The following is a 25,342-nucleotide window of genomic DNA, read 5'->3' as shown; positions in this document are numbered from 1 at the left end:
TCGAGCCCTCGACATCTCTCAGGTTACGGCGCGCGGCCTGGAGCCGTCAGGGACATCGCCGCCCGGAACCGCCCTGGGTCAGGGCCAGGGGTCCTGCGGGGGTTGGTGGTGGGTGGGGAGGGGGAGGAGGAGGGCGCCTCGGGCGGATTGGGGGACTGTGGGGGTGAGAGGGGGGATGGCGGGGAGGCGGGTGTAGGGGTCGGCTTGGAGGGGGCGGGGGTCTTGGTCGCCCTTGTTGGGCCAGAGGGCCATGGCGCGTTCTGCCTGGGCGGTGATCGTGAGGGACGGAGGGACGCCGGGGTCGGCGGTCAGGGAGGAGGCGTCTACTACGTGGAGGTTGGGGTAGCCGTGGACGCGGTGGTAGGGGTCGATGACGCCGGTGATGCGGGAGACGCCGATGGGGCAGCCGCCCTGGAAGTACGCGGTGGTCCACAGGCCGAGGAGGTCGCCAAGGGAGCCGGCCGCCTTGGCGTGCATACGGCGGGCCATGGCGCGGGCGGTCCTACGCGTCCGGGGACGGTCGGCGGTGCCTGAGCGGGGTTCCTTGAAGCGGAGGCGGTGGCCGGTGAGGCCGCGGTCCTGAAAGACCGTGAAGACGGCGGCCCGGGTGCGCGTCGCCATCAGGATGATCGAGCGGTCGGACCAGCGGCGTTCGTCCATCAGGCGCAGGGTCTCGGCGGGGTTCTTGACCGCGTGCTTGAGGGCCTGCCTCCAGCGGGCGCCCATGCCGTCCGTGTACGGGGCGTCGGCCAGCGGGGCGCGTAGCAGGCCCGCGAGGTTGGAGCCGCTGCCGTACCGCACAGGCTCAAGCCGGGTCCCCGGGTCCGGGTGGATGGACGAGGTGATCGCGACCCCTCGGTTGACCTGCTTCCCCTCCTCGCCCGTGAGGCTGAGGAAGTCCGTCGCTGACGCGCGGCTGAACGTGCCGAGGGTGTCCGACAGCTTCGGCAGGATCTTGGCGGCCTTCATCCGGTGCAGGAGCCGCTGGGTGCCCTCGGTCCCGGCCGCGAGCACGACGTGGGCGGCCCGGAACGTCCGACGGCCCGAGCGCGTGACGCCCGGCCGCACGCAGTCCACAAGGAACCCGCCCGACGCCTCGGGCCGCACCGCCACCGCCTCGCACGAGGTGTGCATGACGGCCCCGGCCCGCTCGGCGAGGTGGAGGTAGTTCTCCGGCAGCGTGTTCTTGGCCCCGTGACGGCAGCCGGTCATGCACTCGCCGCACTCGATGCAGCCGCTGCGGGCCGGTCCCGTCCCGCCGAAGTACGGGTCGGGCACCTGCACCCCGGCCGGATCGTTGAAGAACACCCCGACGGGCGCGCGCCGGAACGTCTCGGACGCCCCGGTCTCGGCGGCCGTCTGGCGCAGCAGCAGGTCCGCGGCGGTGGTCGTGGGGTTCTCCATGACGCCGAACATCCGGGACGCCTGGTCGAAGTAAGGTTCGAGCTCGCTCTTCCAGTCGGTGATGTGCGCCCACTGGGGCGCGGTGAAGAACCCGTCGGACGGCCGCTGGAAGACGTTCGCCGAGACGAGCGAGCCGCCTCCGTGCCCGGCCCCGCCCAGGACGAGCATGCGCCCCGACCTGTCGCCGCGCAGAATCCCGGCCCGCTGGATGCCGTGCAGGCCGACCCCCGGCATCCACAGATAGTCCCGCAGCCGCCACGAGGTGGCCGGGAGGGCCGTGCGGGCCCGTCGCCGACCCGCCTCAAGGACGCCGACGCGATAGCCCTTCTCGCTCAGCCTGAGCGCCGCGACCGCGCCGCCGAAGCCCGAGCCGATCACGAGCACGTCGAAGTCCGTCGCCGCAGTTTCGATGCCGGGTTCCATGCCGGGGGAGGTACCCAGGCGTTGTCCGACAGATCTTGATATCGGCCGAATTTGCGGGAGTTTGACGCCGAGTTTCCTCTTGACGAGATCTTGACTACAGTTATGCCATGCCTTCGGAGACCTCCCACCTCACCCCCCTCAGCCGCGTCGGCTGGGCCCCCGGCCTGCACGCCTCGGCCGACCAGCACTCCGCCGCGGTGCGCGACATCCTCACCGCGAGCGGCCTCGAGCCGAACCCGTCGACCCTGCTTGAGTACCTCGACGGCTTCGTCAGCGGCTGCGCCGAGACCGGCTGGACGCTCGGCCCGCGCCTCGACTGGCACGCCCAGCGGATACTCACCGTGCAGCGGATGATCGAACTTCAGCAGCTCGAGGAGCAGCGCTCGCTCGAGGCCGAGCGCATGACCGAGGCCGTCCCCCCGGCCTGAAGGCGGGAAGACGGCCTGTGCGCCGCGTCACCTGCCGCGCCTACCGCGGCGGAGTCTGACCCGGCCACTCCGACCCGCCTTGGGCGCCGCCCAGGTTCGAGCCTGAGGGGCTGGTCGCCCCGGTGTCCTGCGGGGTCGCGTGCGGGCTGCGCGCGCCCGCCCCCTCGCCGCGCATGGCGTCCTCACGGCCGCGCGCGCGGGCCCCACCGCGCCGCGACTTCGTCTCGTTCTCCATGCTGTCCAGCCAGCGCTCCCAGCGCTGCTGCATGGGCCGGATCATGCCGCCGCCGACGCCGATCGCCAGGATCGCGCCCACGGTGGCCAGCACCGCGATGAGCACCGGGCCGGTGATCGCGTTGGCGACCCCGATCTGGTTCAGCGCGGCGATCACACCGAGCGCGACCACGAAGATCTCGACGAGGTTGGCCAGGACGCGCCCGTAAGACAGGTCGCCCAGGGCCGCGTTGGTGATGTTCTTGAGCGCGTGGCCGATGGCGGCGGCGAGCACCACGAGGACGATCGCGACGATCAGTCTCGGGATCCACGCGACGACCGCGGTCAGGAACGTGCTGATCGGGTTCGTCCCGAAGACGCCGAAGGCCATCTGGAGCGCGACCAGCAGGATCGCGTAGTAGACCAGGGCCCCCACCAGGCCCGATGCGGTGTAGTCGCTGCGGGACAGCGCGTCGCCGACGACCCCGCGCTCGGTCAGCCGGTCGAAGTTGACCTTGTGGAGCAGCCTCGTGACGACGTTGCGCAGGATCTTGGCGATGATCCAGCCGACCACCAGGACCACGACGAACACGAGTATCTGCGGCAGTGTGCGCACGACCGTGTCGAACATGCTCTGAAAACTCTGTCCGATGTTCATCGGCGACTCCCCCGAAAAAGTACTTGTCGCCCAGATCCCTACCCGAGGGTCGGCCGAGAAAAGTACGCGAATCGGAAAGAACAGATCTTCCCCGGGAGTTTTCCCCAAAATTTGGGAATCGCCTTTCCCCGCGGGGACCGCGCGCGACGGCCCCCGCGGGGCTCAGCCCGTCGCGTGGTAGCAGGCCGACGTGAGGATGTGCGCCCGCGCGGTGTCCCCGACGTAGAAGTCGGTGACGACCCGGACCCCGGTGTACTGCCCGTCGTCTGGACGGCTGATGACGGTCCCCCGGTACGGGTTCGTCGTGTCGCCGGCTTCGACCGGGAGGATGCCCTCGTAGTCCACGGCCCTGAGGTCGCGGACGGCCTGGAGCAGCCGCCCCCGGGTGATCGAGCCCGATGCCGCGGTGTCCCGCAGGGCCTGGAGCAGCGGGTAGGAGAACGTCCAGCCGCTCACGTAGGAGTCGTCGGGGGTGACGTCGCCCACGGCCCTGCGCATGGCGGCGTGTCCCGGCGAGTCGGCGGCGAACGGCCACCAGGCCCCCGCCTGCCAGTACTGCTGACGCACCCCCGGCAGCCCTGCCATGGCGTGGTGCCAGCCGGTCGTACTGCCGAGGAACCTTCCCTTGTACCCGGCGGCGACGGCCCCGATGACGAACGCGGACGCGTCAGACGGGGACATCGAAAGCTGGATAAGGCTCGGCTTCTCCTTCAGCACCCGCTGGACGGTCGTCGCCCCCGAGCCCGTCTTGACCTCGACGTCGGAGAACGCGAAGCCGTGCCGTCGTGCGGCGAGCTTGGCCCCGGCCGCCGCGTCGGCCCCGTACTCGCCCGGGTAGTGCACCGACACCACGCTCTTGATCTTGAACGGCTGGTCCTCGAGCGGGAAGTACTCGGCCGCGTAGTCCACGAGGTTCATCGCCTCGAAGCAGTAGTTGCTGCCCGACTCGACCACGTTCGTGGAGAACGCCCACTGCGACGTCCAGCTCATCGGCGTCGTGACGATCTGCTCGTTCTCCATCGTCGGCAGGACCCGCAGGGTGTGCTGCGACCCGAGCATCTGCGCGTAAGCCAGGACGTGGTCTTTGGTCTCGGTGAACATCCGCTCGTGCGCCGCGACGTCGTAGCCGGTGTCGCGGACGTAGGTGGCCACGTCGATGTCGTAGCCGCCGATGCCGCCCTCGGCGTTGACCCGCGCCCAGAACGCCTCCTGCGCCCGCGTGCCGAGGGTCGTCAGGGGGCTGAACGGGCCGGAGAGGTCGGTCAGGGTGCCCAGGTAGATGCAGCCGTTGCCCTTGTTGACCGGCTTCGGGCACGGGGCCGCGGTGACGCCCGGGGTGCCCGGCGCGGCGACCCTCGTCTCGGCCGCACAGCCGGTGAGCAGCGCGAGCGCCGACACGAGGCCGACGGCCGCCGCGGTGAACGTCCTCACGCCGCGGGCTCCGTCCGCTCGAGCACGTGGCGCACGAGGGTCACCAGGGCGTTCTTGGCCGACTCACGGCGGCGCGCGTCGCACAGCACGACCGGGACCCGCGCGTCGAGGTCGAGCGCGACCCTGACGGAGTCGACGTCATAGCGCTTGGCCCCGTCGAAGCAGTTGACGGCGACGACGAACGGAAGCCCGCGCTCCTCGAAGTAGTCCACCGACGAGAAGCAGTCCGCGAGCCTTCGCGTGTCGGCCATGACGACGGCCCCGAGCGCGCCCGTGGCCAGTTCGTCCCACATGAACCAGAAACGGTCCTGGCCCGGCGTGCCGAAAAGGTAGACGCTGAGCCCTTCGCGCAGGGTGATCCGCCCGAAGTCCATCGCGACGGTCGTGGTGGACTTGTCCTTGACGTGCCCGATGTCGTCGACGCCCTCGCTCCGCTCGGTGATCATCGCCTCGGTGCGCAGCGGCCTGATCTCGCTGACCGCGCCCACGAGTGTCGTCTTTCCGACGCCGAAGCCGCCCGCGACCATGATCTTGATCGCCACGGGGTCCGGGCTAAAGCGCTGAGAGTCCATCCATCACTTCCTTGAGCAGGCGCGCGTCGGGAAGGCGCGACACCGAGGCGGGCTTGCGTACGCGGATCAGCCCGTACCGCAGAAGGTCGCCGAGCAGCACCCGGACGACGTCGACCGGAAGGTCGAGGTCGGCGGCCACCTCAGCGACCGAGGGGTGGTCGGCGGCGAGCCGCCGGATCACCAGGTGCTCGGGTCCGAGCTCCATCGCCGCGGTGGGCTCGGCCTCGCCCGCGACGATGAGGTCGACGAGGTCGAGCACCGCCCCCGAGTCGTGGCGGGTGCGTCCCCCCGTCAACGCGTAGGGGCGCACGATCGGGCCGGCGTCCTCCTCGGCCCACGCGGGCTCGTCCATGGTCAGCGGCCCGGCACGCGCGCCTCGGCGGACAGGTGCTCGCCGACCCGGCTGACCAGGAGCGCCATCTCGTAGGCGATGACGCCCACGTCCGCGCCCTCCTCGGCGAGCAGGGCGAGGCACGCGCCGTGCCCGGCCGCGGTGACGAACAGGAACCCTCCGTCCATCTCCACGATGGTCTGCCGCACGTTGCCCGCCGCGAAGTGCTCGGCGGTGCCGCGCGCGAGGCTCTGGAAGCCCGACGCGACGGCCGACAGATGCTCGGCGTCGTCGCGGAGCAGCCCCCGCGACGACGCGATGCGCAGGCCGTCTCCGCTCAGCACGACGATGTGCCGTGCCTCCACGACACGGTCGAGCATCGCGTTGAGGAGCCAGTTGATGTCCCCCTGGGATGTTTGGTCAGCGCTCACGGTCTTCCCGTCCTTCCTCACGCGACTGAACCTCGGCGCGCCCGCGCTGCCAGCCCTGCTGCATCGCCGACATGACGCTGCGCGCCTCTTCCGGCCCCCGCACGACGGGCTGCCCGGGCCCTGACGCGGTGGCTGTGTCGGCCCGCTCGTCGCCGTCGCGACCGCGTTGGAGCTGCGGTGCGAGACTGCGTTGGCGGACCCGTTTGGGCAGCTCGCCCTCCAGTGCGGGCGCCCGGACTACCGCGGGCTCCATCCGCACCTTCGGCCGCGACTCCTCCGGACGCGGCTCTGGCTCGGACGGCTGGGGCTCCCCCTCCTCGTCCGCCTCTGCGAGCAAGACGGCGGGGATAAGGGCGATGGCTGTTACGCCGCCGTAAGGCGACGGCCTGAGCTGCACCCGTATGTCGTGCTTGCGGGCGAGCCTGGCGATGACGAACATGCCGAGCCGCGCGCTGTCGAACAGGTCGAAGTCGGGCGCTTCGGCGAGGGTCTGGTTGAACGACGCGAGCTTGGCCTCCTCCAGCCCGAGTCCGCGGTCCTCGACCTCGACGGCGAGCCCGTGCGCGACGAGCTGGCCGGTGACCTCGACCTGCATCTCCGGCGGCGAGTACATGACGGCGTTCTCGACGAGCTCGGCGAGCAGGTGGATGACGTCGGCGGCGACGGTGCCGCTGAGCGCGGTGTCCGGGAGCGAGGCGGAGACCTTGACGCGGGTGTAGTCCTCGACCTCGGCGACCGCGCCGCGCACGACGTCCACGAGCGGGACGGGACGCCGCCAGGTGCGTCCTGCCGACTGTCCGGCGAGGATGATCAGGCCCTCGGCGTGCCGTCGCATGCGCGTCACGAGATGGTCGATGGCGAACAGGTCGTTCAGGTCCTCGGGCGAGCCGGCCTTGCGCTCCATCCCGTCGAGCATCTTCAGCAGGCGGCGCAGCAGCACCTGGTTGCGCCTTGCGAGGTTGACGAACACCGCGCCGAGCCCGCGCCGCGCCGCCGCCTCGCTGACCGTCGCGGCGACGACCGCGCGCCGCGAGCTGTCGAAGGCGTCGAAGACCCTGGCGATCTCGGTGATCGTGTAGTCGTCGGCGCGGACGCCGGTGTCGAGGTCGATCTCCGCGCCCTCCTGGACGAGCGCTGGGATGCGCGGCAGCTTCTCGTTGGTGAAGGTCTCAAGCTCCTGGACCATGCGCCGGTTCTCCGCGATGAGCCGCCGCGCGAGGCGCAGGCCGACGGTGACCGCGACGATGATCGCGACGAGGCCGAGCCCGGCGGTGAACGCGAGCCGGAACACGACGCCCTGGGCCCACTCCACGACGCGGGTGGCGAGGTCGTGCCGTGACGTCTCGGTGAAGGCGGTGAGGTCGTTGCGCCAGCGTTCCGAGGCGGTGTGCCAGGCCCCGGCGTCGATCGTGGGGTCGGCCGCGGTGCCGCGGTCGGCGACGAGCGCGTCTTCGAGGACGACGAACGCGGCGTGGTGTGCGGACTTGTGCAGCCGTTCCAGTGCGAGCGCGTCGGTGGTGTTCATCTGCCGCATCAGCTCGGCGTAGCGCGCGCGCTGAGCGCCGACGGCTTTGACGAACTCGACATGGACGGTCTGACGGGGTGCTCCGGCGTCGAGTACGCCGACGAGGAGCGCGTCCTCGTAGTTGAGGAGTTCGAACGCGTCGGCGAGGCCGATCTGTGTGCGGATGTCGCGGGTGATCCCGGCGTCGGCGGTGTCGGCGGCGTCGTAGACGAGGTTGGCCGACACGATGAGGTCGGTGTACTGGCGCAGCACGTCGGGCGGGGAGACGCCGCCGTTCCCTACGGCCTCGCGTAGCGCGCTGAGGGACGCCAGTCGGTCGAGAGTCCGTTTCGTCCGCGTCCTGGTGAGTTCGTTGGTGGCGCGTTCGTAGCCCGACGACAGGGTGTGCCCTCTGACGGCGTCCGCGGCCCGGTCGGTGATGAGCCGCTGGGCGTGCAGGCCGGTGATGCCGACGGCGGGGTCCGCGCCGAGGTAGGCCATCGACATGCGGCGCTCCGCTTGGAGCGAGGCGGTGAGCGCGCTCATCGGCTCGACCACCTTGGCGAGGTAATCGCGCGCCTGGAGCAGCCGGAGGCTGTCCTGGAGGGACGTGGACAGCATGACCGCCCAGAGCACCACAAGCGCCGCCACCGGCACCGCGAGCAGTGAGAAGATCATTCGCCGGATGGACCGCGTGCGGTGCCGTCTCCCACCCATCACGCATCCCTCGTAGTGTGACACAGTTCACAGGAGGGATGATCTTAGCGTGACAAATAACTGATTTTAAGACGTATCGGGAAACAAATTGGCAACCGTGTCGACGCCCGACGGGAAGGTTTCCTCCATGGAACTCCGCATCTTCACCGAACCGCAGGAGGGCGCGACGTACGGCGACCTCCTCGCCGTCGCCCAGCAGGCGGAACGCCTCGGCTTCGGGGCGTTCTTCCGCTCCGACCACTACCAGCAGATCGCCGGCGGCGGCACCGGCCTGCCCGGGTCCACCGACGCCTGGCTGACGCTCGCCGCACTCGCCCGCGAGACGTCGACCATCCGGCTCGGCACCCTCGTCACCAGCGCGACGTTCCGGCTGCCGGGGCCGCTCGCGATCAGCGTCGCGCAGGTCGACCAGATGAGCGGCGGACGGGTCGAGCTCGGCCTCGGCGCCGGCTGGTACCAGGCCGAGCACGAGTCGTACGGCATCCCGTTCCCGCCGACCGGCGAGCGGTTCGAGAAGCTCGAGGAGCAGCTCGACGTCATCACCGGCCTGTGGCGCGCCGAGGGCAGCTTCGACTACGCGGGCAAGCACTACACGATCAAGGACTCGCCCGCGCTGCCCAAGCCCGTCCAGGCGGGCGGTCCCCCGATCCTCATCGGCGGCACTGGGCCGAAGCGCACCCCGCGCCTCGCCGCGAAGTTCGCCGCCGAGTACAACGTGCCGTTCAGCTCGATCGAGGACACCGGCGCGGCCTTCGACCGGGTAAGGGCGGCGGCCGCAGGGCGCGAGCTCGTCTACTCGGCAGCGCAGGTCGTGTGCTGCGGCAGGGATGAGGCGGAGATCGCCCGGCGCGCCAAGGCGATCCACCGCGAGGTGGACGAACTCCGGCAGAACGGATTCGCCGGGAGCCCCGCCGAGGTCGTCGACCGGATCGGGCGTTTCGCCGAACTCGGGGCGACCCGTCTTTACCTCCAGATACTCGATCTGTCGGACCTCGATCACCTGGAGCTCATCGCCTCCGAGGTCATGCCGCAGCTCTCCTGAGCGACGATCTCGCCGGGATCGGTGACCGCCGGGTATACCGCCGGTCATGTCCTGGGGGTTACGATCCCCCCTCCGGACGGGCGATCGCGACGAGTGGAGCCGGCGATGGGCACGATGGGTGACGGGCGTGAACCCGTCAGGGTCCTGGTGGTGCACGCGGACGCCCGCACGCGGGCGGACCTCGTGGGCCGCTTCGCGATCCCCGGCGAGACCGTGGTGGTCGGCGACACCCCCGCCGACCCCCTCCCCCACGTGCTGCGGCTGCGCCCCGACGTCGTCGTCCTCGACGACCCCGCGTTCGCGCCCGCGCTCGACAAGCGGTGCCGGGTCCTCGTGCTGGGGGCCGACCTGCCGGAGGCCGGGGAGCCCATGGACCTCATCCGCGCGGTCAGGGCGGCGGCCAAGGCGGGGCTCGGCCTTTCGGCGCGCGAGGCGGAGGTCATGGACCTCATCGCGTCCGGCCGGTCCAACGGCGAGATCGCGCGTGAGCTGTATCTCAGCGAGAAGACGATCAAGAACCATGTGAACCGGATCTACGCCAAGCTCGGCGTCCCCAACCGGGCGGTGGCGATCGCGCTGTGGCGCGGCGTGCTCGCGGAGCGCGTCCTCGACTAGCCCAGTGTGATCCAACGGTTACCCTGCGCGGGACAACCCTTTGCCGTGGTCGCGCATCCTCCTTCCCGTACTACGACGGGAGGGTGCTGCCGATGTACTGGACCTAGACGGGACGACCCCGCCAGGCGGGGGCACGGTCAACGGACCATAAAGTTATGGATCGTGCCAAGTGTCCCGGTTCCCGCCCCCACCGCCGTGTCCTCGGTGTCCTCGGTTCAGCGGGTCCCGAAGGCCGCCTGGCTCCTTGCGTCGATCGCGGTGCTCGCGTACGCCGCGGCGATCCTGCACCGGACGTCCTTCGGCGTCGCGGGGCTCGAGGCGTCCGACAGGTTCGCGATCTCCGCGGGCGTGCTGTCGTCGTTCGCCGTCCTTCAGGTGCTCGTCTACGCGGCGCTGCAGATCCCCGTGGGCATTCTGCTCGACAGGTACGGGCCCCGGATCATGATCGCCGCGGGCGCGCTGCTCATGGCCGCCGGACAGATCGCGCTCGCCTTCGCGCCGAACGTCGCGACCGCCGTCACCGCGCGGGTGCTGGTCGGGGCGGGTGACGCGGCCACGTTCATCAGCGTGCTCGGGCTGGTCACCGGGTGGTTCCCGCCCCGGCACGCGCCGCTCGCCACCCAGCTCACCGCGACGCTCGGGCAGACCGGGCAGATCCTGTCCGCGATCCCCCTCGTCGCGCTGCTGCACGGGCCGGGCTGGTCGACCGCGTTCGGGTCTGTCGCGGCGGTCGGCGTGCTCGTCGGGGTGCTCGCCGTGCTCGTCCTCAGGGACCCGCCCGTCCTCAGGGAGGCCAGGACCTCGGACGCGGGCTCCGAGCGGCTCCTGACGTCGCTCGCGGCCGCGTGGCGGCGTCCGGGGACGCGGCTCGGGATGTGGACGCACTTCACCACGCAGGCCGCCGGGAACGCGTTCGCGCTGATGTGGGGCTACCCGTACCTCGTCACGGCGCAGGGGCTCTCCCCCGAGACGGCCGGGGCGTTCCTCACCGTCTTCGTCGTCGCGAACATGGTGGCCGGGCCCGTCCTCGGGCGGGTGCTCGGGCCGCGGCCGCACCTGCGGACGAAGGCGGCGGTCGGGATCGTCGTGCTGCTCGCGTCATGCTGGACGGCGGTTTTGCTGTGGCCGGGGCACGCGCCGGTCTGGCTGCTCGTGCTCGTCACCGTGACGACGTCGGTGGGCGGGCCGGCCAGCATGATCGGCATGGACCACGCCCGCGACCACAACCCGCCCGCCAACCACGGCGTCGCCGCGGGGATCGTCAACGGGGGCGGCTTCTTCGGCGCGATGGCCGCCATCCTCGCCATGGGCCTCATCCTCGACTTCGCGAGCCCCACCGGCGCCTTCACCCCCGACTCCTTCCGCCTCGCCTGGCTCGCCCTCTACCCCCTCTGGGCCCTCGGCCTGACCCAAATCCTCCGCACCGCCCGATTCGCACAACTCCCCCCACCCCGGTAGTCTTCTCTCCGTTGCGCGCCGCTAGCTCAGTTGGTTAGAGCAGCTGACTCTTAATCAGCGGGTCCGGGGTTCGAGTCCCTGGCGGCGCACCCCCGAACGCCCCACTCCTCCGGAGCGGGGCGTTCTGCTTTCCCCACGTTGGCACAGCGGTACGGGATCTACCCGCGATCCCGCGCAGAGGAAGGGGCCAGGCGATGAGCGCTTACGCGCGGTGGAAGGACATCCGGGCCGAACACGTCGAACGGGCGGGCGGAGAAGCCGCCATAGCCGAAGGCAAGAGGCAACTCCTCGCCGAAGCCCTCACCCACGACTCCAACAACAAAGACACCACCACAACCACCTGACCCCTCCAAAGCCCAAGAACGCCCCACTCCCTCCGGAGCGGGGCGTTCTGCTTTTGTTGGCTGGGTTGACCGTGTTGTGGGGGATCGGTGACGATCTAGGGAATCTCAAAGGGAGACTGGCGGCGGGAGGTCGGGTGGGGCGTGCGGGGGTGGTCGGCGAGCTGGAGAAGGCGGTTCGGGCGGAGGTCAGGGCGGCGCTGCGGGCGGACCGGAAGCGGGACGGGATCGCCCTTCGGAACGGCAGACGCGTCGGCGGGGACGGCGGGCGGTTCGAGTACGAGTTCGACACCCCTTTCGAGCAGAGCCCCTTCCAGCGGGACGAAGTGCTGGTCAGAGGGCCAGGAGCACGGGAGTGGACGGCCGGGGAGGCGGTGTGGGGCGCACACCGTAAGGTCCGGCTGACGACCGAGGCAGCGCTCGGCGAACGCGTCGCGGAGGTCCGCGTACGGGAGGACGAGACGGCGGGGCTAGTTCCTCCTCGCGGACAAGCTGAAGCGGATCGGCGGCGGCGACAAGCTGATCGATTCCGCGAAAGCGGGGTGGATGCTCGGCGAGGGACGGCCATCCGTAGGACGGGTGCCTGACCCGTCGGCGCTCGTGAAGGACTACCACTCGCTCACGCTGAACGCCTACCAGCGGCACGCGATCGAGCAGGCTCTCGGCGACGCCCCGATTGACGGAACCGCCAGCGGCCCAGGTATACCTATTACTAAACTTCACGTATGGTGGAGAGCGAGTGGGAGATCTACGTCGTAGACGAGGTGCGTGAGTGGATCGAGGGCCTGGACGATGCCGCACACGCGCGAGTCGTTCAGGCGATCGATGCTCTGGCTGAAGGCGGCCCCGGCCTGGGACGGCCCCTGGTGGACACGATCACCAACTCGACGATCAAGAATCTCAAGGAGTTGAGGCCGGGCACCGTACGGATTCTGTTCGCGTTCGATCCCTGGAGATCCAGCATCCTGCTGGTGGCCGGTGACAAGGCCGCACGGTGGAACGAATGGTACAGAGAGGCGATTCCGCTGGCCGAAGAGCGGTACGGGATCTACCTGCGGTCTCGTGCGGAGGAGGAAGGGGACAGGCGATGAGCGGTTACTCGCGGTGGAAGGACATCCGGGCCGAGCACGTCGAACGGGCGGGCGGAGAAGCCGCCGTAGCCGAAGGCAAGAGGGAACTCCTCGCCGAAGTCCTCGGGCATCGGCTCGCGGAGATCCGGCGCGCCCGAGGGCTCACCCAGGAACAGGTCGCCGAACGCATGGGCGTGACCAAGGGGCGGGTCTCCCAGATCGAACAAGGCAAGATCTCCGGCCAGGAAGTACTCGCACGCTACGCCACCGCCCTCGGCGGACGCCTTCACCAAGCCATCTACTTCGACAACGGAGACATCACCGCAATCGCTTGACCAGTACGCGGGCGGTGTCGGGTGGTGGGGGCTACGGTCGCCAAGGCCGTGCAGTCTCGGCGGTTGCTCGACAAGGTCGATGTGGTCGTGATCGATGAGGCGGGCATGGTCGATCTGCCGTCGGCGTGGTATCTCGCCGGGCTTGCCGGGCAGCGCGTTGTGGTGGCCGGGGACTTTCGGCAGCTGCCCGCCGTCACCATGGGCTCCGGGGACCGGGAGGCAAGTGAGGCGGACAGGGCTCACTCACGGGAGTGGATGGACCGCGACGTCTTTCACGCGGCGGGACTCGTGGATCCGGGCGGGACGGTTCGGCGTGATGGGCGGCTCGTCTCGCTGGTTGAGCAGTATCGGATGCGGCCGGCGATCTGCGCCGTGGTGAACGCCGTCGCCTACCCCGACGCGCCGCTGCTGACCGGGCGCGACGACGTCAGCCGCCTGCCCGCGTCCAAGCTGCTCGGCGGCCCGCTTGTGCTGGTGGACACCGGGGAGCAGCGCAGGGCGCTGTCGCTCAGGCCGAGGCGCGGCGGCCACACGACCAACCCGGTCCACGAGGCGGTGATCCACGAGCTGGTCAGGGGGCTGCAGGCCGGTGATGTTCTGCCGGGCTTTCGGGGGGAGGGGGCGCCGACGGATCGGATGGCCGTCATCGCGCCGTATCGCGATCAGGTGGTGTCGCTGCAGAAGAGCGTGTCGCAGCGGTTCGGGGGGTCCTTCGACGGGCTCGTCGACACCGTGCACCGGTTTCAGGGGAGCCAGCGGCCGGTGGTCGTCATCGACACGGTCGCGGGGGCGGGCGACAGGCCCGGGTACTTCTATGAGGGGTCCGGGCTGTCGTCGCACACGTGCCGACTGCTCAACGTGGCTCTGAGCCGCGCGCAGGACCATCTTGTGGTGGTCGCCGACGTCGAGTTCCTGACCAGGACGCTCCCGCAGGGGAGCGAGACCAGGCGGATGCTCGACTACCTGCTCCGCCACGCGAGCCGGCTGCCGGTCGGTGATCTTGTGCCCGTCCGGATGGCGTCGGAGCTTGCCGGACTCGGCGAGGACGAGCTCGTCCGGCCCGCGTTCTTTCCCAAGGACGAGGTGCGGCGTGCCGTCGAGTGGGACATCGAGCGGGCCGCCGCGTCCGTCGAGATCTACTGCGCGTTCCTTGACGACCGCGCCGTCTCCTACTGGATCGGGCGGCTGCGGCCGCGTGTGCAGGCGGGGGTGCGGGTCGTGGTGTACACGCGTGAGCACCCGCCGGAGGAGAAGGGCGGCAGGTTGACGGCGCGGCTGCGCGAGGCGGGGTGCGAGGTCGTCGCCAGGCCGCGGATGCACGAGAAGGTCATGATCGTGGACGACGAGATCCTCTGGCACGGGTCACTCAACCTCCTCGCCAACGGCGGGCCGACGGATCTGATGATGCGGATCAGCAGTCGGGTGTCGTGTGCCAGGGTCAAGCAGATCGTGGGGCGGGCCCGTGGTGAGGAGCCGACTGCGACGGGTGGGCGGGAGCGTCGGGCGGGCAGCGGGAAGGGGCGTCGTAACGGGTTTGCCGGACGGTGTGCGCTCTGCTCGGTGTGGGTCTCGGCGCAAGGCGGAGAGTTGGTAGCGGGCCCGCAAGGGTGGCTCGTCCACTGCGCGGCGTGTGCGGAAGGGCTGCGGGGCTAGGCGGAGGTGGGGGCCTGCGGCTAGCCCCGGAGGGCGGCTACTTGACGGGTCTTGGAGTGCGGTCGGGGGTTGTGCGGGTGGGGGAGGCGTCCAGGGGTGGGGCGTCCAGGGGTGGGGAGGGGGACGGGATGGGGTGGGGCTTGGGGGCGGTCCGGGCGGCCGGCTGGGGGGTCTGCGGCCGGGTGGGCTTGCGGCGGGCGCGGAAGAGCCAGTCGGTGGGGGGTTCCAGGAGGTTGCGGAAGACCAGCTGGGTGGGACGGCTGCACAGGACGACGCCCAGGGCCACACATGTCGCGACGGTGATGACCGCGCCGAGGTTGCCCGAGGGCACGAACTTGAAGACGCCGAGGGCGAGGCAGACGCGGATGATCCCGTAGTGCAGGACGTACATGTACAGGGAGCGGCTGCCGAGCCGGGAGACGAAGCCCGCGCGCGTCGGGATCAGCGCGAGGATCGACGCGCCCACCGCGATCGTGCCGAAGATGGCGAGGAAGCGCAGGCCGGGGCCGAACAGCGGGCCGAACTCCGCGACCTTGTAGGAGCGGTTCCACAGGGCGCGGAAGAAGTCACGGCCGTCGAATCTGCCCACGAGTGCGGCGAGCAGGGCGAACTCCGCCAACAGGACGCCCACCGCAGCGACCCTGACGCTCGGACGGCGCAGCACGTCGAAGTGCTCACGCTTGATCATCAGGCCGAGCACGAAGAACGGGAGCATCGAGAGGATCTTCGTGAAGATCCCCATCTCCGACAGACCGGCGACGAGCGAGACGAACACCGACACGGCGAACGGGTACTTCATCTGCCACCAGATCGGGGCGCTCCCCCGCCAAAGGAACATCGCGGTGAGGAACCACAGGTGCGTGTACGGCGCGAGCGGGCTGAACTCGAACGGCCGCAGCCCGAGGAACGCGTCGAGCATCTGGTAGAGCAGGTCGAAGATCAGGTACGCGAGGGCGATCTTCGCGATGAGCCTGCGGGCGCGTCCGGTGGAGCGCAGGAAGCCCTGGCTGAAGTAGCCCACGAGGAAGGCGAAGACGGGCATCCGGAACGACGAGCCCATCGCCTCGAAGGCGGTGAACCACCGGCCGAGGTCGATCCAGGTGAAGGCGTGGCCGATGAAGACGAGGCAGCCGATGATGAATTTGGCGTTGTCGAAATACGCCTCGCGACTCGACGGACGACTCAAGACACACCCCGCTTGCCGATGACTGCCCAGGGCGGACGGTGACCTCTGCCGCCTGGCTCCGAGGGAGCATAGGCTATAAGCAGATCAGGACTGGAGTTAAGGCCCCCTCGGGAGGGGCGTTCGCAAGGCTTAATCGGGAGCTCCCTGGCAGGAAAATTCACGAAAGTGGAATATGCGGCAACAGCCGGTCATGGGAATCGGTGCGCTGCACCTCGAGGGCGGGCCTGGAACGGCTGAGCCATGTGTCCGAGGGACGGCAGACGAGTTCGTCGTCGTCCGCCTCGCACGTCGTCTGGTAGTCGCCTGAGTAGAGCCGTCGTCCGAGCCACTCGAGGTCCGTCAAAGGCTCGTCGGGGAGGGTGACCGACGTGAAGCTCGCCGCCTCGTCGGGGTCGCCCTTGCCGTCGTGGCGCGCCACCGCGGGGTAGGGGTACACGGGCCGCGTGACGGGCTCGTCGCCCTGGCGGGTCGCGATGATCTCCCCCGGGGCCCTGCCGCTCTCCACCCAGGCCATCATCGGGGTGAGGACGTCGAAGTCGTTGGGGCCCTCGCCGCCCGCGCAGTGCGCGAGGCCGGGGAAGAGGTAGAGCCGCGTGAAGGCGTCGACGGCCTGGCCGCCCATGGCGGCGCGCATGGCCTCGTAGTAGGCGAGGGTGCTTCTGGGGGCGATGTACTGGTCGTTCCAGCCGTGCCAGAGCAGCAGCTTGCCTCCGGAGCGCTGGAACTCGCCGAGGTCGGGGTCCATGGCCGACAGGTAGGACGAGGAGCGTACGAGGTCCCAGAAGGTCTCGGCGGTGAACTTCAGGTCAGACAGGTCCCAGTCGGGGTCGGCGACGTTCGTGCGGCCCAGATATCTGCCGTAAGCGAGCACCGACCTTTCGCTGTACGTCGACTGACCGTTTCTGGACGGGACGAACAGGCTCCAGCCGAGCTCCGACCCCCACTCGTGCGCGACGTGGGGTTCGAGCCGCACGCCCTTGTCGTCCACCGCGCCCGCGTGCAGCCGCTGGACCGCGCCGATCTCGGCGGCGGTCAGGCAGGTCGCGCGGTCCTGTCCGGGGGCGCAGCGCAGCGTCCAGGGGTCGAAGTCGCAGCGGCGCGGATCGTCGAGGACGCCGTCGGCGAGGCCGTCGAGGGAGTCGCAGGCGTTCAGGACGGCCTTGTGCAGCAGCGGGAGCCGGTGGGCGCGCAGGATCGGGTCGCCGCGCTTGTCCCGGTTGGCGAGGATGCTCCAGCCGTGGTGGAAGAAGTTCTGGACCAGGAGGTTGTTGGCGGGGGCACCGGCGACGACGCCGTCGAACTCGTCGGGGTAGCGCTGGGCCTCCATCAGGCCCTCGCGGCCGCCGTCGGAGCAGCCGATGAAGTACGAGTAGGCGGGCGGGCTGCCGTAGAACTTCGTGATGATCGCCTTGGCGACCTGGGCCGTCACGTGCGTGGCGCGGTAGGCGAAGTCGATCTGCGCCTGCGGGTCGCCGTCGGCCCATGAGCCGTCGTTACGGCCCTGGTGTCCCATGTCGGTGGTGGCGGTGGCGAGGGTGCCCGCGCGTACGGGCGCGCAGTCGTCGGCCTGTCCGTAGGCGATGACGGCGCGGCCGCACCTACCGCCGCAGCCCGTCTGCACGTACCTCTGGGTCCAGCCTTCGACGGGCAGCCGGAGGACGATCGTGTTGGCGGGGGCGATCGTGCCTCGCACCGAGCAGTAGGGGGCGGACCTTCCCTTGGTCGTCACGGTGGCCGAGGTGATCTTCGCGGGGGCGTCGGTGACGCCGTCGAGGGGCAGGCCGACGAGGGCCGCGCAGTGCATCACCGGGGTGAGCGCGGGCAGCTCAAGCAGGCCGTCGGCGGTGACGGACGGGCCCTTGGGCTGCGTCATGGGCAGCGCCTCGGGAGGGTCGTCCCCCCATGCCGACAGTGACGCCGCGAGCAGCGCCACGGCCGCGAGCACACGGACTAGCGACCCGGCACGGGCGCGCCCACGGGCGGCCGGACCGCGTCGGTCGCCCGGACCGAAGATCCCACGCATGAACAGATGCTTCCCCATACACAGACCGCGGCCCCCTAAGAATGACGCCGCTGGCGGGCCGCATAAAGCGCATATTATAGACAGAAAAAGTATGGATTACGTTCAGGTTCGGGACACCCGGCGCTCACCTCCGCCCACTCCCGAAACCGGACGGTCACAGTCGGCTACCGCCGCGACGAGCCCTCTGTAGCCGATAAACGGTTCGACCCCCGCGCCGGACGCGCGGCAGGATGGGATTTTTCGCCTGCTCGAGGGGAGGGCTCGATGACGGGGGACGGGGAGGCCGACGGGAAGTCGGCGGGCAAGGAGGCGGTGCGCCTTGTGGTGCGCCGCTACTGCGGGGAGATCCGCCGACAGTGGCGCATCACACTGCCGATGTTCCTCTTGCCCGCGCTGGGCAACATCTTCATCACCTACCTGGCTTCCCTTTGCGTGGGAGCCCTCGTAGGACGGCTCGCCGAAGGCGGGGACTCGTCCGTCGGCGACCTCATGCCCTACGTGCTCGGCTTCGCGGGCGCGCTGCTCGTCGGCGAGGCGCTGTGGCGCTGCGGCCTGCACTTCCTCAACCGCGCCGACGCGCGCGGCATCGAGCACCTCGGCGCGCACGGCATGGACGAACTGCTCGCCAAGGACGCCGCGTTCTTCCAGGAGTCCTTCGCCGGGTCCCTGACCAAGCGCGTCCTGAGCTACTCGGGCGGGTTCGAGCACTTCGCCGACACGCTGACGTTCTCCGTCATGGCGAGCCTGATCCCCGTGACGTTCGCCTCGGTCGTGCTGTGGCACTACGACCCGCTGCTCGTGTTGGTGCTGGTCGGGCTCATCGTCGTCACGGGTTTCATGGTCGCTCCGTTCATCCGGCGCAGGCAGGCGTTGGTCGACGCCCGCGAAGCGGCGAAAGCGCGTGTGTCAGGACATGTCGCAGACATTGTGACGAACATGGAGACCGTCCGCGCCTTCGCCGCAGAAGACAGGGAGGCCGCCGAGTACCGCGTAAGGCTCGCCGAGCAACAGCGGCTCTCCCTTCGGTCCTGGGACTACGGCAACCTCCGGGTGGACACCGTCGTCGCGCCGATGTCGGTCCTGACCAGCGCGCTAGGGCTCCTGCTCGCGGTCGCGCTGCGCGGCGGGCTCGGCCCGGAGGCCATCGTCGTCACCTTCGCCTACTACTCCAGCGCGACCCGCATCATGTTCGAGTTCAACCAGGTGTACCGGCGCCTGGAGAGCACGCTCACCGAAGCCGCCCAGTTCACCGCGCTGCTCCTGTCCCCGCCGACGGTCCTCGACCCCGCCGACCCCGAGCCGCCGCGTCAGTCCGGCGCGGGCGTCAGGTTCGAGCGGGTCACCTTCGGCCACCCCGGGGCCGCGCCGCTGTTCGACGGGCTCGACCTCGCCGTCGCCGACGGCACGAAGATCGGGCTCGTCGGCAGGTCGGGCGGCGGCAAGACCACCCTCACACGGCTCCTGCTGCGCCTCATGGACGTCCAGGGCGGCCGCGTCCTCATCGGCGGCCAGGACATCGCGCGGATGCGGCAGAGCGACCTGCGCGCGCTCATCGCGTACGTGCCGCAGGAGCCCGCGATGTTCCACAGGTCGGTCCGCGAGAACATCGCCTTCGCCCGCCCCGACGCGAGTGAGGCGGAGATCATGCGGGCCGCGCGGGCCGCGCACGTCACCGAGTTCGCCGACGCGCTGCCGCAGGGCCTCGACACGCTCGTCGGGGAGCGCGGCGTCAAGCTGTCGGGCGGTCAGCGGCAGCGGGTCGCGCTCGCCCGCGCGATCCTGCGCGACTCCCCCGTCCTTCTCCTTGACGAGGCCACCAGCGCGCTGGACTCCGAGAGCGAGGCGCTGGTCCAGGAGGCGGTGTGGCGGCTGATGCGCGACCGGACCGCGCTGGTCGTCGCGCACCGGCTGAGCACCGTCGTCCGGATGGACCGGCTTGTCGTGCTCGACCGGGGCCGGATCGTCGAGCAGGGGTCGCACAGCGAACTCCTCGACCTCGACGGGGCGTACGCGCGGCTGTGGCGGCACCAGTCGGGCGGCTTCCTCACCGACGACGACGTCGCCGCCGCGAAGTCGTGAACGCGGCTCGGCCCGTCTCCACGCGGGGAGACGGGCCGAGCGGCGCGTGCGGCGTCAGTCGTCGGAGCCGAGCTCCGGGAGGTTCTTCGCCAACGGGACGAACTCCGCCACCGACAGCAGCCCGTTGCGGTCCACGTCGTATTCGGCGAACAGCGCCCTGACGATGCCCGACAGGTCGGCGACCTCGGCGGCGGGGAACATCCCCGCGATGGCCGCGGTGACCTCCTCGACCGTGAGCTGCCCGTCTCCGTCGGTGTCGTAGCGCGCGAACACCGCCTCGTACTGCTCGGACATGGTTCCCCTTCCTCCCCAGCGTTCCGGCTCACTGATGGTAGCCACTCGCCTTACGCGGGTCGGCTCCGCGTGGCCGCGGCGTCACCGGCGTCCGGTGAGGGACGAACGCAGCCATACCCAGGCGAACAACAGCCAGCGCTTCCATTCCGGAAGAAGCAGCCGGATCACGACGGACTCGGCCACATGCCGCCGACCGGGCGCGCCAGCCGACCAGCGGCGGGTCAGCGCGACCGCCGCCTCGCGCCGGACGTGGCTCGGCCGCGCCCCCGTGACGATCGAGGCCACCAGATCGCCCGACAGGCGCGGATGGGTCACCGCGGTGTCCAACCACACCCCCAGGGCCGTCTCGGTGTCTCTGAAGGCCGCTGGGCGCTGCAGAGCCGTCGCCCAGACCGCGGCGGCCGCCGGCGGATGGAGGCCGACGAGCTCGGCGCGCCGTGGGACGTCCTCGGCGGCGAGCAGCGACAGGTACAGCTCGGTGCCGAAGGCGCGCCGGAAGGGGCGGTCGGCGTCCGCGGCCTGGTAGAGGGCGAGGGAGGCGACCGTCAGCGGGTGGTCCCGCGCCAGCCTGCGCGCCCAGGTCTGGAGGTGCCGGTGCAGCCTCGTGTCCGCGCGCTGGAGCACCGAGTCGAGTTCCTCGAGCACAGTGCGCGCCTCCGCCACGCCGTGGACGAGCGCGCTCAGCACGCGCAGGGACGTGTCGACGCGGCGTGCGGCGTCCATGTGGCCGAGCGCGGGGGCGTCGCGCAGCCAGCGCAGTGCCGTCGCGAAGACCGTGCCCCTGCTGCGCTCGGCGAGGGCGACCGCTACCGCGGCGACCTCTTGGCGGATCTGCGGGCCACCGTAGGTGCCGAGATATCTGAGGCGGGTGAGCGCCTGCGAGAGGTACGTCTGGCCGACGACCTCGCAGACGCGCGCGACCGTCAGCTTCAGCGACGCCGACATCCGGCTCTTCCGGGACCAGTCGTAGAGCTGCCTGCGGATACGCCCGCCCACGACGGGGTCAAGGCAGGTCTCGGACAGCACGATGTAAGCCAGGTCGACGTTGTCGCCGCTCCCCCCGGTCCATTCCTCGGTCTTCGAGGCGATCCGCTCAGGCGCGTCGCAGCGGACCGCGAGGCTCGCGAACGCGCGCGCGAGCCTGTGCCGTTCCGCTTCCGCCCATGCGAGGCCCGCGTCGGTGGGCAGGTCGCCGAGCCAGGTGACGAGGTCGGTCTGGGCCAGCGGGTACTCGGCGCACACGTGGTCGACGACGGAGTCGGCATAGCCGTGCCGGGGGAAGCCGATCCTGTCGTCGGCGCGCTCGGCCTTCAGCAGCACCTGCAGGGCGGCGGTGGGCGTCCAGGCGAGGCCGCCGCCGGTGGGCGTCGCCTCCAGACGCCTGGCCAGCGACAGCGCCGCGCCGTAGATCTTCATGTCGTCGGCGGGCGCGACGGTCGTCGCCGCGATCAGCAGGGCGCGTTCCAGCGGGTCGAGGTGCTCGCCGAACCACGTGTGCAGCTCGTCGGACCAGCGCTTGTAGGCGCGGGCCACCTCCGCCTCGTCGCCGCCCTCGGCGGTGATGTCGCGGACGAGCCTGGCGAGGCGGACGGCGTCCGAGGGCGTCGCCTTGCGCAGGAAGTGCGCGCCGACCTGCCAGTCGGCCCACCCCTCCCGGCCCAGATCCGTCACATGCCTTCGGTAGACGTCGAGTGCGGGAGGCGGCTGCACGGTGACGGGGGTCAGGAACTCCGCGAAGGGTCTGGTCTCGGCGGGCGTCCCGAAGACGACGGCGAACCCTTGGGACGCCCGTACGGACTCGACAAGGGTGCGCAGTCGTGCCGGTTCCTGGTCGCGGGCGCGTAGGAGGAGACCCGTAGCGCCCATCAGGCCGATCTCCTCGATGTCGTCGTCTGTGGAGAAGAGCCTTATCTCGGCGGCGGGCAGCAGGCCCACGAGGCACACGATGGCCGTCGTCTCCAGCCCCGCGCCCGGCGGGCCGGACAGGGCGACGACCCTGTCCCGTTCCAGGGCCTTGGCGATGAGGTCGTGGTCGCGCGCCTTGACGTAGGTGCGCGCCCGCGCGTTCACCTCGCCCTCGGACAGCACGAACTTCGGACGCTCCCGGGCGATCCGGATCATCTGCATGACGAGGTCGCCCTCGACGGTGTTGCCCAGCGCGTTCTGCGAGTCGTCGCCCGAGATGTCGACGCCCTGGATGACGGTCACGACGAGCCGGTCCGCACGTCGCCGAAGGTCGTCGGGCCGTGGAAGGTGTTGCCGATCTGGTTGCGCGTGGCCTGGCCGCTGATCGTGACGCCGTTGATAACGGTCCCCGCGGGCGGGGTGTAGGGCGGGTCGCTGGGAGGGGTCGAAGGGGCGTCGCCTGCGGGGGGCGTCTCGCCGTCGGGGCGGCGGGACGGAGTGGGCACCCACAGGTAGGCGTTACGGCGGAACTGCTTCACCTCGACCTTCACCTCGGTGAGCTGGCTCGGCCGTAGGCGGGTGTGGCCGTCGGCGACGTAGGTGCGGAACACCTCTTCCGACAACAGGGCCGCCGTGTACGTCACGTCGGGGTCGCTGTCGTTCAGCGCGTCGCGTACGGGCTTGCTGTCTACGAGGCGGCACACCTCGTTGGTAACTGTCGCGATACCGGGTGCCTCGTCGCGTTCGTCGTCCACGAGCCCGACGTGCAGCGCGACGCGCAGCCGCAGCCTGACGCCCGCCGCGCGCAGGCCGGGCGCGGCCTCGTCGAGCGCGTCCTGGAGGGCGCGCGGGAAGCGGTCGACGAGGGCGGGCAGCGTCTCGGCGGGCAGGACGGCGAGCAGGCCGTCGCCGGTGCTCTGCAGGAACCTGGCCGCGCCCCAGGCGTCGGCGAGTCCGGCGCGCCCGCACGCCTCGGCGACGGTACGGCGGATCGCCATGTGCAGGTCGGGCTGGAGCGCCCCGGGGTGGGCGCTGAACTGCTCGGCGTCGACGGTCACCAGCGCGCGGTGCTTGTCCATGTCTTCGGCCTTTCGGGAGGGGGTCGCGATGCCGTCAACCGTGCCGGGAGGCGGGGCGGCGCGGTGTCATCGAGACGACACCGCGGCGGCCCGGTCCGGCCAGCGCGCGCAGCCCTGCGGAATCAGTGAGGACGACTTTGCGCACCGCCGTGTCGACAAGGTGCGCGGCGCGCAGCCGGGCGAGTTCGGCGGCGACAGCGCCGCGCGACATGCCGACGGCCGCGCCTATCTCCGACTGGCTGAGCACGACGACGGGCGGGCCGTCAGCGTCGCCGGGCAGGGCGAGGCACAGGAGGGCCCTGGCGACCCTGGGCACGGCCGGGAGCGTCGCGGTCTCGGCGCGCCAGCGTTCGCCCTCACGCAGCCGCTCAAGCGCGCCCCGCAGCAGCGCGGCCTCCTCGCCCTCCGCGCGCACGAGGGCGCGGAAGCGGTCGGCGGCGAGCACCCGCACGGCGCAGGGCAGCGCCGCGACGACGGTGGCCGACCTCGGGGCCGCGCCGAGCACGCCCATGACGCCGAGGATCTCGCCGGGGCCCCGGACGGCGAGGAGCAGCCGTTCGCCCTCGGGCAGGTGCAGGACGACCTTCACCGCGCCGCTCAGGAGCAGCGCCACATGGGTGGGCGGATCGCCCTGATGCATCAGGGTCTGTCCGGCGGCGAACCTGACCCTGACGCCCTCCCGCTCCAGCGCGTCGCGCAATTCCGCGGTGCCGTCCACTTCCCGTGTCCTTCCGGGCTGCACTCAATCGGGCCAGAACAGACCCTCATGACAACACCTTTTCGGGAGGCATGCGCGGTGTTTCCCGGCATTTCCCGCGACACTCCAGGAAAGCCGCCACAAGACCAGGGGAATTAGCGTTAAGGGATTCCTCTTCGAGAACGCGCGCCCACTCCAGCGCCCTATCGAGAGGCCCGGATCAGGCGGTCTCCCGCGGTTCGGACAGAAGCGACTCGATCCGCGCGGTCTTCGCGTTGAGCGCGTCGGCGGTCCCCGGGCGAATGTCGGCTTTCAGGACGAGACTGACGCGGGGAGCCGACTTCTCCACTTCGGCGACGGCACGCCGGACGACCGCCATGACCTCGTCCCATTCGCCCTCGATCGTGGTGAACATGGCGTCCGTCCGGTTCGGCAGGCCGCTTTCGCGGACCACGCGCACCGCGTCCGCGACGAGGTCGCCGACGCTGTCGCCCACGCCGAGCGGGGTGATCGAGAACGCTACGAGCACGGGGCCCTCCTTCTTCATGACGCTGCATGACGCCGGGCCCAAGGCTAACCGTGGGCCCGCCGCGGAGGCAGGAGGTCGGTGAGCGCCTTGCCCTCCTCACACCAGCGGCGCAGCAGCTCACGGTCCACGAGGTGCACCTCGGACGTCGCGGCCTGCGCGTGCGCGTGCACGGTGAAGGACCCGTTCGTGACGACGACGGCGCTTCTGCGTCCCCGGGCGGCGGCGTCACGCGCGGCGAGGACGGCGCGCGCGTCAAGGTCGGCGTCCGTGCGCGCGCTTTCGACGCGGATATGGAGGCGTCGCCCTTCGGGGGTCTCGGCGAGCAGCCCTCGCGACCCGGCTTCTGCGGCGCAGCCGTCGCGTCGGACGAGGTCGCGTACGGCGAGGGTCAGCGCGGGGCCGTCGAGGGCGTCGAGGTCGGCGAGGGTGGGACTGCGCAGCGCGGCCTCGGCCTCCTCCTCCGTCCAGGAGGCGGTAAGGCGCTCGGCGTAATAAAGGACGCCGCTCACCGCGAAGAACACCCCGACGACGATCGCCGAAGGGTGCCGGGTGAAGACGACGACGACCGCGAGGATGATCCCTCCGAGGAGCCATCCGCCGAGCACGGCCCCCGCGACCACGGCGGCCCACTGCCCCGCGCCCACGGGCCGTCTCAGCCTCAGTCCCCTGCGCCGAGGGGCCCGTCGCCGACCTGCCCGGCTCACGCGCCAACCGGGCATGACCCCTCCTCACGCTCGGGTACTTACAATTCACACCGAGTCAGAGTGAAGCACCCGCAAGTACAGCAATCTGCCGAAACGCCCGCGCTTGCCGGAAAAAACTTCCCGGAGGGTGACGACAGGCTTACCGCCACACCCGCCCCCGAATACGGAACGGGTTCCCGCCTGGCAGGCGGGAACCCTACGGGGCCGTTCCGCCCTCATC

Annotated in this window: 24 protein-coding genes and 1 tRNA gene; 10 read left to right on the top strand and 15 right to left on the bottom strand. The window is 70.7% G+C overall.

What is annotated here, in order from left to right; genetic code table 11:
* Nucleotides 1-78 precede the first annotated feature (78 nt).
* A complete protein-coding gene (locus R9X44_RS23845; protein WP_319816484.1) occupies nucleotides 79-1,827 on the bottom strand; it encodes a GMC family oxidoreductase in 1,749 nt (582 codons plus the stop codon).
* Nucleotides 1,828-1,934: 107 nt separating this feature from the next.
* On the opposite strand from R9X44_RS23845, the gene R9X44_RS23840 reads away from it, so the two are divergent.
* Nucleotides 1,935-2,255, top strand: coding sequence for a DUF6401 family natural product biosynthesis protein (locus R9X44_RS23840; RefSeq protein ID WP_319816483.1), 321 nt, complete (start codon nucleotides 1,935-1,937; stop codon nucleotides 2,253-2,255).
* 40 nt (nucleotides 2,256-2,295) lie between these two features.
* On the opposite strand, the gene R9X44_RS23835 is transcribed toward R9X44_RS23840, so the two are convergent.
* The 6 genes from R9X44_RS23835 to R9X44_RS23810 all read right to left on the bottom strand — a co-directional run bounded on the left by R9X44_RS23835 (nucleotide 2,296) and on the right by R9X44_RS23810 (nucleotide 8,073).
* A complete protein-coding gene (locus tag R9X44_RS23835) occupies nucleotides 2,296-3,126 on the bottom strand; it encodes a mechanosensitive ion channel family protein (RefSeq protein WP_319816482.1) in 831 nt (276 codons plus the stop codon).
* Nucleotides 3,127-3,288: 162 nt separating this feature from the next.
* Nucleotides 3,289-4,557 (bottom strand): ABC transporter substrate-binding protein, encoded by a 1,269-nt coding sequence (locus R9X44_RS23830; protein WP_319816481.1) that lies wholly within the window; start codon nucleotides 4,555-4,557, stop codon nucleotides 3,289-3,291.
* Nucleotides 4,554-5,129 carry a GTP-binding protein gene (locus R9X44_RS23825; RefSeq protein ID WP_319816480.1) on the bottom strand — a complete coding sequence of 192 codons (576 nt, stop codon included), beginning with the start codon at nucleotides 5,127-5,129 and terminating at the stop codon, nucleotides 4,554-4,556. The genes R9X44_RS23830 and R9X44_RS23825 overlap by 4 nt, the downstream gene beginning before the upstream one ends.
* On the bottom strand, nucleotides 5,110-5,481 hold the full coding sequence (locus R9X44_RS23820) for a DUF742 domain-containing protein (RefSeq protein WP_319816479.1): 372 nt from the start codon (nucleotides 5,479-5,481) through the stop codon (nucleotides 5,110-5,112). The genes R9X44_RS23825 and R9X44_RS23820 overlap by 20 nt, the downstream gene beginning before the upstream one ends.
* A 2-nt stretch (nucleotides 5,482-5,483) precedes the next feature.
* Nucleotides 5,484-5,891, bottom strand: coding sequence for a roadblock/LC7 domain-containing protein (locus tag R9X44_RS23815; RefSeq protein ID WP_319816478.1), 408 nt, complete (start codon nucleotides 5,889-5,891; stop codon nucleotides 5,484-5,486).
* Complete coding sequence (locus R9X44_RS23810) at nucleotides 5,881-8,073, bottom strand: ATP-binding protein (RefSeq protein ID WP_319816477.1); 2,193 nt, start codon at nucleotides 8,071-8,073, stop codon at nucleotides 5,881-5,883. The genes R9X44_RS23815 and R9X44_RS23810 overlap by 11 nt, the downstream gene beginning before the upstream one ends.
* A gap of 166 nt (nucleotides 8,074-8,239) precedes the next feature.
* Between R9X44_RS23810 and R9X44_RS23805 the strand changes: the two genes are divergently transcribed.
* The 8 genes from R9X44_RS23805 (at nucleotide 8,240) to R9X44_RS23770 (ending at nucleotide 14,626) form a co-directional block, all read left to right on the top strand.
* Nucleotides 8,240-9,154 carry an LLM class F420-dependent oxidoreductase gene (locus R9X44_RS23805; protein ID WP_319816476.1) on the top strand — a complete coding sequence of 305 codons (915 nt, stop codon included), beginning with the start codon at nucleotides 8,240-8,242 and terminating at the stop codon, nucleotides 9,152-9,154.
* Between the two features lie 105 nt (nucleotides 9,155-9,259).
* Nucleotides 9,260-9,769, top strand: a complete 510-nt coding sequence (locus R9X44_RS23800; RefSeq protein WP_319816475.1) for a response regulator transcription factor — start codon at nucleotides 9,260-9,262, stop codon at nucleotides 9,767-9,769.
* A gap of 162 nt (nucleotides 9,770-9,931) precedes the next feature.
* Nucleotides 9,932-11,227, top strand: coding sequence for an MFS transporter (locus tag R9X44_RS23795; RefSeq protein WP_319816474.1), 1,296 nt, complete (start codon nucleotides 9,932-9,934; stop codon nucleotides 11,225-11,227).
* A gap of 15 nt (nucleotides 11,228-11,242) precedes the next feature.
* Nucleotides 11,243-11,316 (top strand) — tRNA-Lys (locus R9X44_RS23790).
* Nucleotides 11,317-11,421: 105 nt separating this feature from the next.
* On the top strand, nucleotides 11,422-11,571 hold the full coding sequence (locus R9X44_RS23785; protein WP_319816473.1) for a hypothetical protein: 150 nt from the start codon (nucleotides 11,422-11,424) through the stop codon (nucleotides 11,569-11,571).
* A gap of 722 nt (nucleotides 11,572-12,293) precedes the next feature.
* Nucleotides 12,294-12,659, top strand: coding sequence for a type II toxin-antitoxin system RelE/ParE family toxin (locus R9X44_RS23780; RefSeq protein ID WP_319816472.1), 366 nt, complete (start codon nucleotides 12,294-12,296; stop codon nucleotides 12,657-12,659).
* The gene (locus R9X44_RS23775; RefSeq protein WP_319816471.1) at nucleotides 12,656-12,973 is read left to right on the top strand and encodes a helix-turn-helix transcriptional regulator; all 318 of its coding nucleotides are present in this window, start codon (nucleotides 12,656-12,658) and stop codon (nucleotides 12,971-12,973) included. Before R9X44_RS23780 ends, R9X44_RS23775 begins: the two co-directional genes overlap by 4 nt.
* A 48-nt stretch (nucleotides 12,974-13,021) precedes the next feature.
* Nucleotides 13,022-14,626, top strand: coding sequence for an AAA domain-containing protein (locus R9X44_RS23770; RefSeq protein WP_413774978.1), 1,605 nt, complete (start codon nucleotides 13,022-13,024; stop codon nucleotides 14,624-14,626).
* 37 nt (nucleotides 14,627-14,663) lie between these two features.
* Here R9X44_RS23770 and R9X44_RS23765 read toward each other — a convergent pair whose 3' ends face one another.
* Together R9X44_RS23765 and R9X44_RS23760 are read right to left on the bottom strand one after the other, a co-directional pair.
* On the bottom strand, nucleotides 14,664-15,812 hold the full coding sequence (locus R9X44_RS23765; RefSeq protein ID WP_319816469.1) for an acyltransferase family protein: 1,149 nt from the start codon (nucleotides 15,810-15,812) through the stop codon (nucleotides 14,664-14,666).
* A 157-nt stretch (nucleotides 15,813-15,969) separates the two neighbouring features.
* Nucleotides 15,970-17,835, bottom strand: coding sequence for a tannase/feruloyl esterase family alpha/beta hydrolase (locus tag R9X44_RS23760; protein ID WP_319816468.1), 1,866 nt, complete (start codon nucleotides 17,833-17,835; stop codon nucleotides 15,970-15,972).
* 264 nt (nucleotides 17,836-18,099) lie between these two features.
* Between R9X44_RS23760 and R9X44_RS23755 the strand changes: the two genes are divergently transcribed.
* The gene (locus R9X44_RS23755) at nucleotides 18,100-19,914 is read left to right on the top strand and encodes an ABC transporter ATP-binding protein (protein ID WP_319816467.1); all 1,815 of its coding nucleotides are present in this window, start codon (nucleotides 18,100-18,102) and stop codon (nucleotides 19,912-19,914) included.
* 54 nt (nucleotides 19,915-19,968) lie between these two features.
* On the opposite strand, the gene R9X44_RS23750 is transcribed toward R9X44_RS23755, so the two are convergent.
* From R9X44_RS23750 to R9X44_RS23725, 6 genes are all read right to left on the bottom strand, one after another.
* Entirely contained in the window at nucleotides 19,969-20,208 is a 240-nt protein-coding gene (locus R9X44_RS23750) for an EF-hand domain-containing protein (RefSeq protein WP_319816466.1), read from the bottom strand.
* A gap of 81 nt (nucleotides 20,209-20,289) precedes the next feature.
* The gene (locus tag R9X44_RS23745) at nucleotides 20,290-22,416 is read right to left on the bottom strand and encodes a hypothetical protein (protein WP_319816465.1); all 2,127 of its coding nucleotides are present in this window, start codon (nucleotides 22,414-22,416) and stop codon (nucleotides 20,290-20,292) included.
* Nucleotides 22,413-23,192 (bottom strand): hypothetical protein, encoded by a 780-nt coding sequence (locus tag R9X44_RS23740; protein WP_319816464.1) that lies wholly within the window; start codon nucleotides 23,190-23,192, stop codon nucleotides 22,413-22,415. Before R9X44_RS23740 ends, R9X44_RS23745 begins: the two co-directional genes overlap by 4 nt.
* Before the next feature lie 34 nt (nucleotides 23,193-23,226).
* Nucleotides 23,227-23,910, bottom strand: a complete 684-nt coding sequence (locus R9X44_RS23735) for a Crp/Fnr family transcriptional regulator (RefSeq protein WP_319816463.1) — start codon at nucleotides 23,908-23,910, stop codon at nucleotides 23,227-23,229.
* A gap of 199 nt (nucleotides 23,911-24,109) precedes the next feature.
* Nucleotides 24,110-24,418 carry an MTH1187 family thiamine-binding protein gene (locus R9X44_RS23730; RefSeq protein WP_319816462.1) on the bottom strand — a complete coding sequence of 103 codons (309 nt, stop codon included), beginning with the start codon at nucleotides 24,416-24,418 and terminating at the stop codon, nucleotides 24,110-24,112.
* A 44-nt stretch (nucleotides 24,419-24,462) separates the two neighbouring features.
* Nucleotides 24,463-25,062 carry a restriction endonuclease gene (locus R9X44_RS23725; RefSeq protein WP_319816461.1) on the bottom strand — a complete coding sequence of 200 codons (600 nt, stop codon included), beginning with the start codon at nucleotides 25,060-25,062 and terminating at the stop codon, nucleotides 24,463-24,465.
* Between the last annotated feature and the right edge of the window lie 280 nt (nucleotides 25,063-25,342).

Source organism: Actinocorallia sp. A-T 12471 (genome assembly GCF_033875155.1).
In the GTDB taxonomy this organism is placed as follows: Bacteria; Actinomycetota; Actinomycetes; order Streptosporangiales; family Streptosporangiaceae; genus Actinocorallia.
This window is presented reverse-complemented; position numbering and strand designations above follow the sequence as displayed.

Coding starts and splice junctions, on each gene's coding strand:
- R9X44_RS23845 (WP_319816484.1), bottom strand. CDS start 1,827: ATGGAACCCGGCATCGAAACTGCGGCGACGGACTTCGACGTGCTCGTG.
- R9X44_RS23840 (WP_319816483.1), top strand. CDS start 1,935: ATGCCTTCGGAGACCTCCCACCTCACCCCCCTCAGCCGCGTCGGCTGG.
- R9X44_RS23835 (WP_319816482.1), bottom strand. CDS start 3,126: ATGAACATCGGACAGAGTTTTCAGAGCATGTTCGACACGGTCGTGCGC.
- R9X44_RS23825 (WP_319816480.1), bottom strand. CDS start 5,129: ATGGACTCTCAGCGCTTTAGCCCGGACCCCGTGGCGATCAAGATCATG.
- R9X44_RS23820 (WP_319816479.1), bottom strand. CDS start 5,481: ATGGACGAGCCCGCGTGGGCCGAGGAGGACGCCGGCCCGATCGTGCGC.
- R9X44_RS23810 (WP_319816477.1), bottom strand. CDS start 8,073: ATGATCTTCTCACTGCTCGCGGTGCCGGTGGCGGCGCTTGTGGTGCTC.
- R9X44_RS23805 (WP_319816476.1), top strand. CDS start 8,240: ATGGAACTCCGCATCTTCACCGAACCGCAGGAGGGCGCGACGTACGGC.
- R9X44_RS23800 (WP_319816475.1), top strand. CDS start 9,260: ATGGGCACGATGGGTGACGGGCGTGAACCCGTCAGGGTCCTGGTGGTG.
- R9X44_RS23785 (WP_319816473.1), top strand. CDS start 11,422: ATGAGCGCTTACGCGCGGTGGAAGGACATCCGGGCCGAACACGTCGAA.
- R9X44_RS23780 (WP_319816472.1), top strand. CDS start 12,294: ATGGTGGAGAGCGAGTGGGAGATCTACGTCGTAGACGAGGTGCGTGAG.
- R9X44_RS23775 (WP_319816471.1), top strand. CDS start 12,656: ATGAGCGGTTACTCGCGGTGGAAGGACATCCGGGCCGAGCACGTCGAA.
- R9X44_RS23760 (WP_319816468.1), bottom strand. CDS start 17,835: ATGCGTGGGATCTTCGGTCCGGGCGACCGACGCGGTCCGGCCGCCCGT.
- R9X44_RS23755 (WP_319816467.1), top strand. CDS start 18,100: ATGACGGGGGACGGGGAGGCCGACGGGAAGTCGGCGGGCAAGGAGGCG.
- R9X44_RS23750 (WP_319816466.1), bottom strand. CDS start 20,208: ATGTCCGAGCAGTACGAGGCGGTGTTCGCGCGCTACGACACCGACGGA.
- R9X44_RS23740 (WP_319816464.1), bottom strand. CDS start 23,192: ATGGACAAGCACCGCGCGCTGGTGACCGTCGACGCCGAGCAGTTCAGC.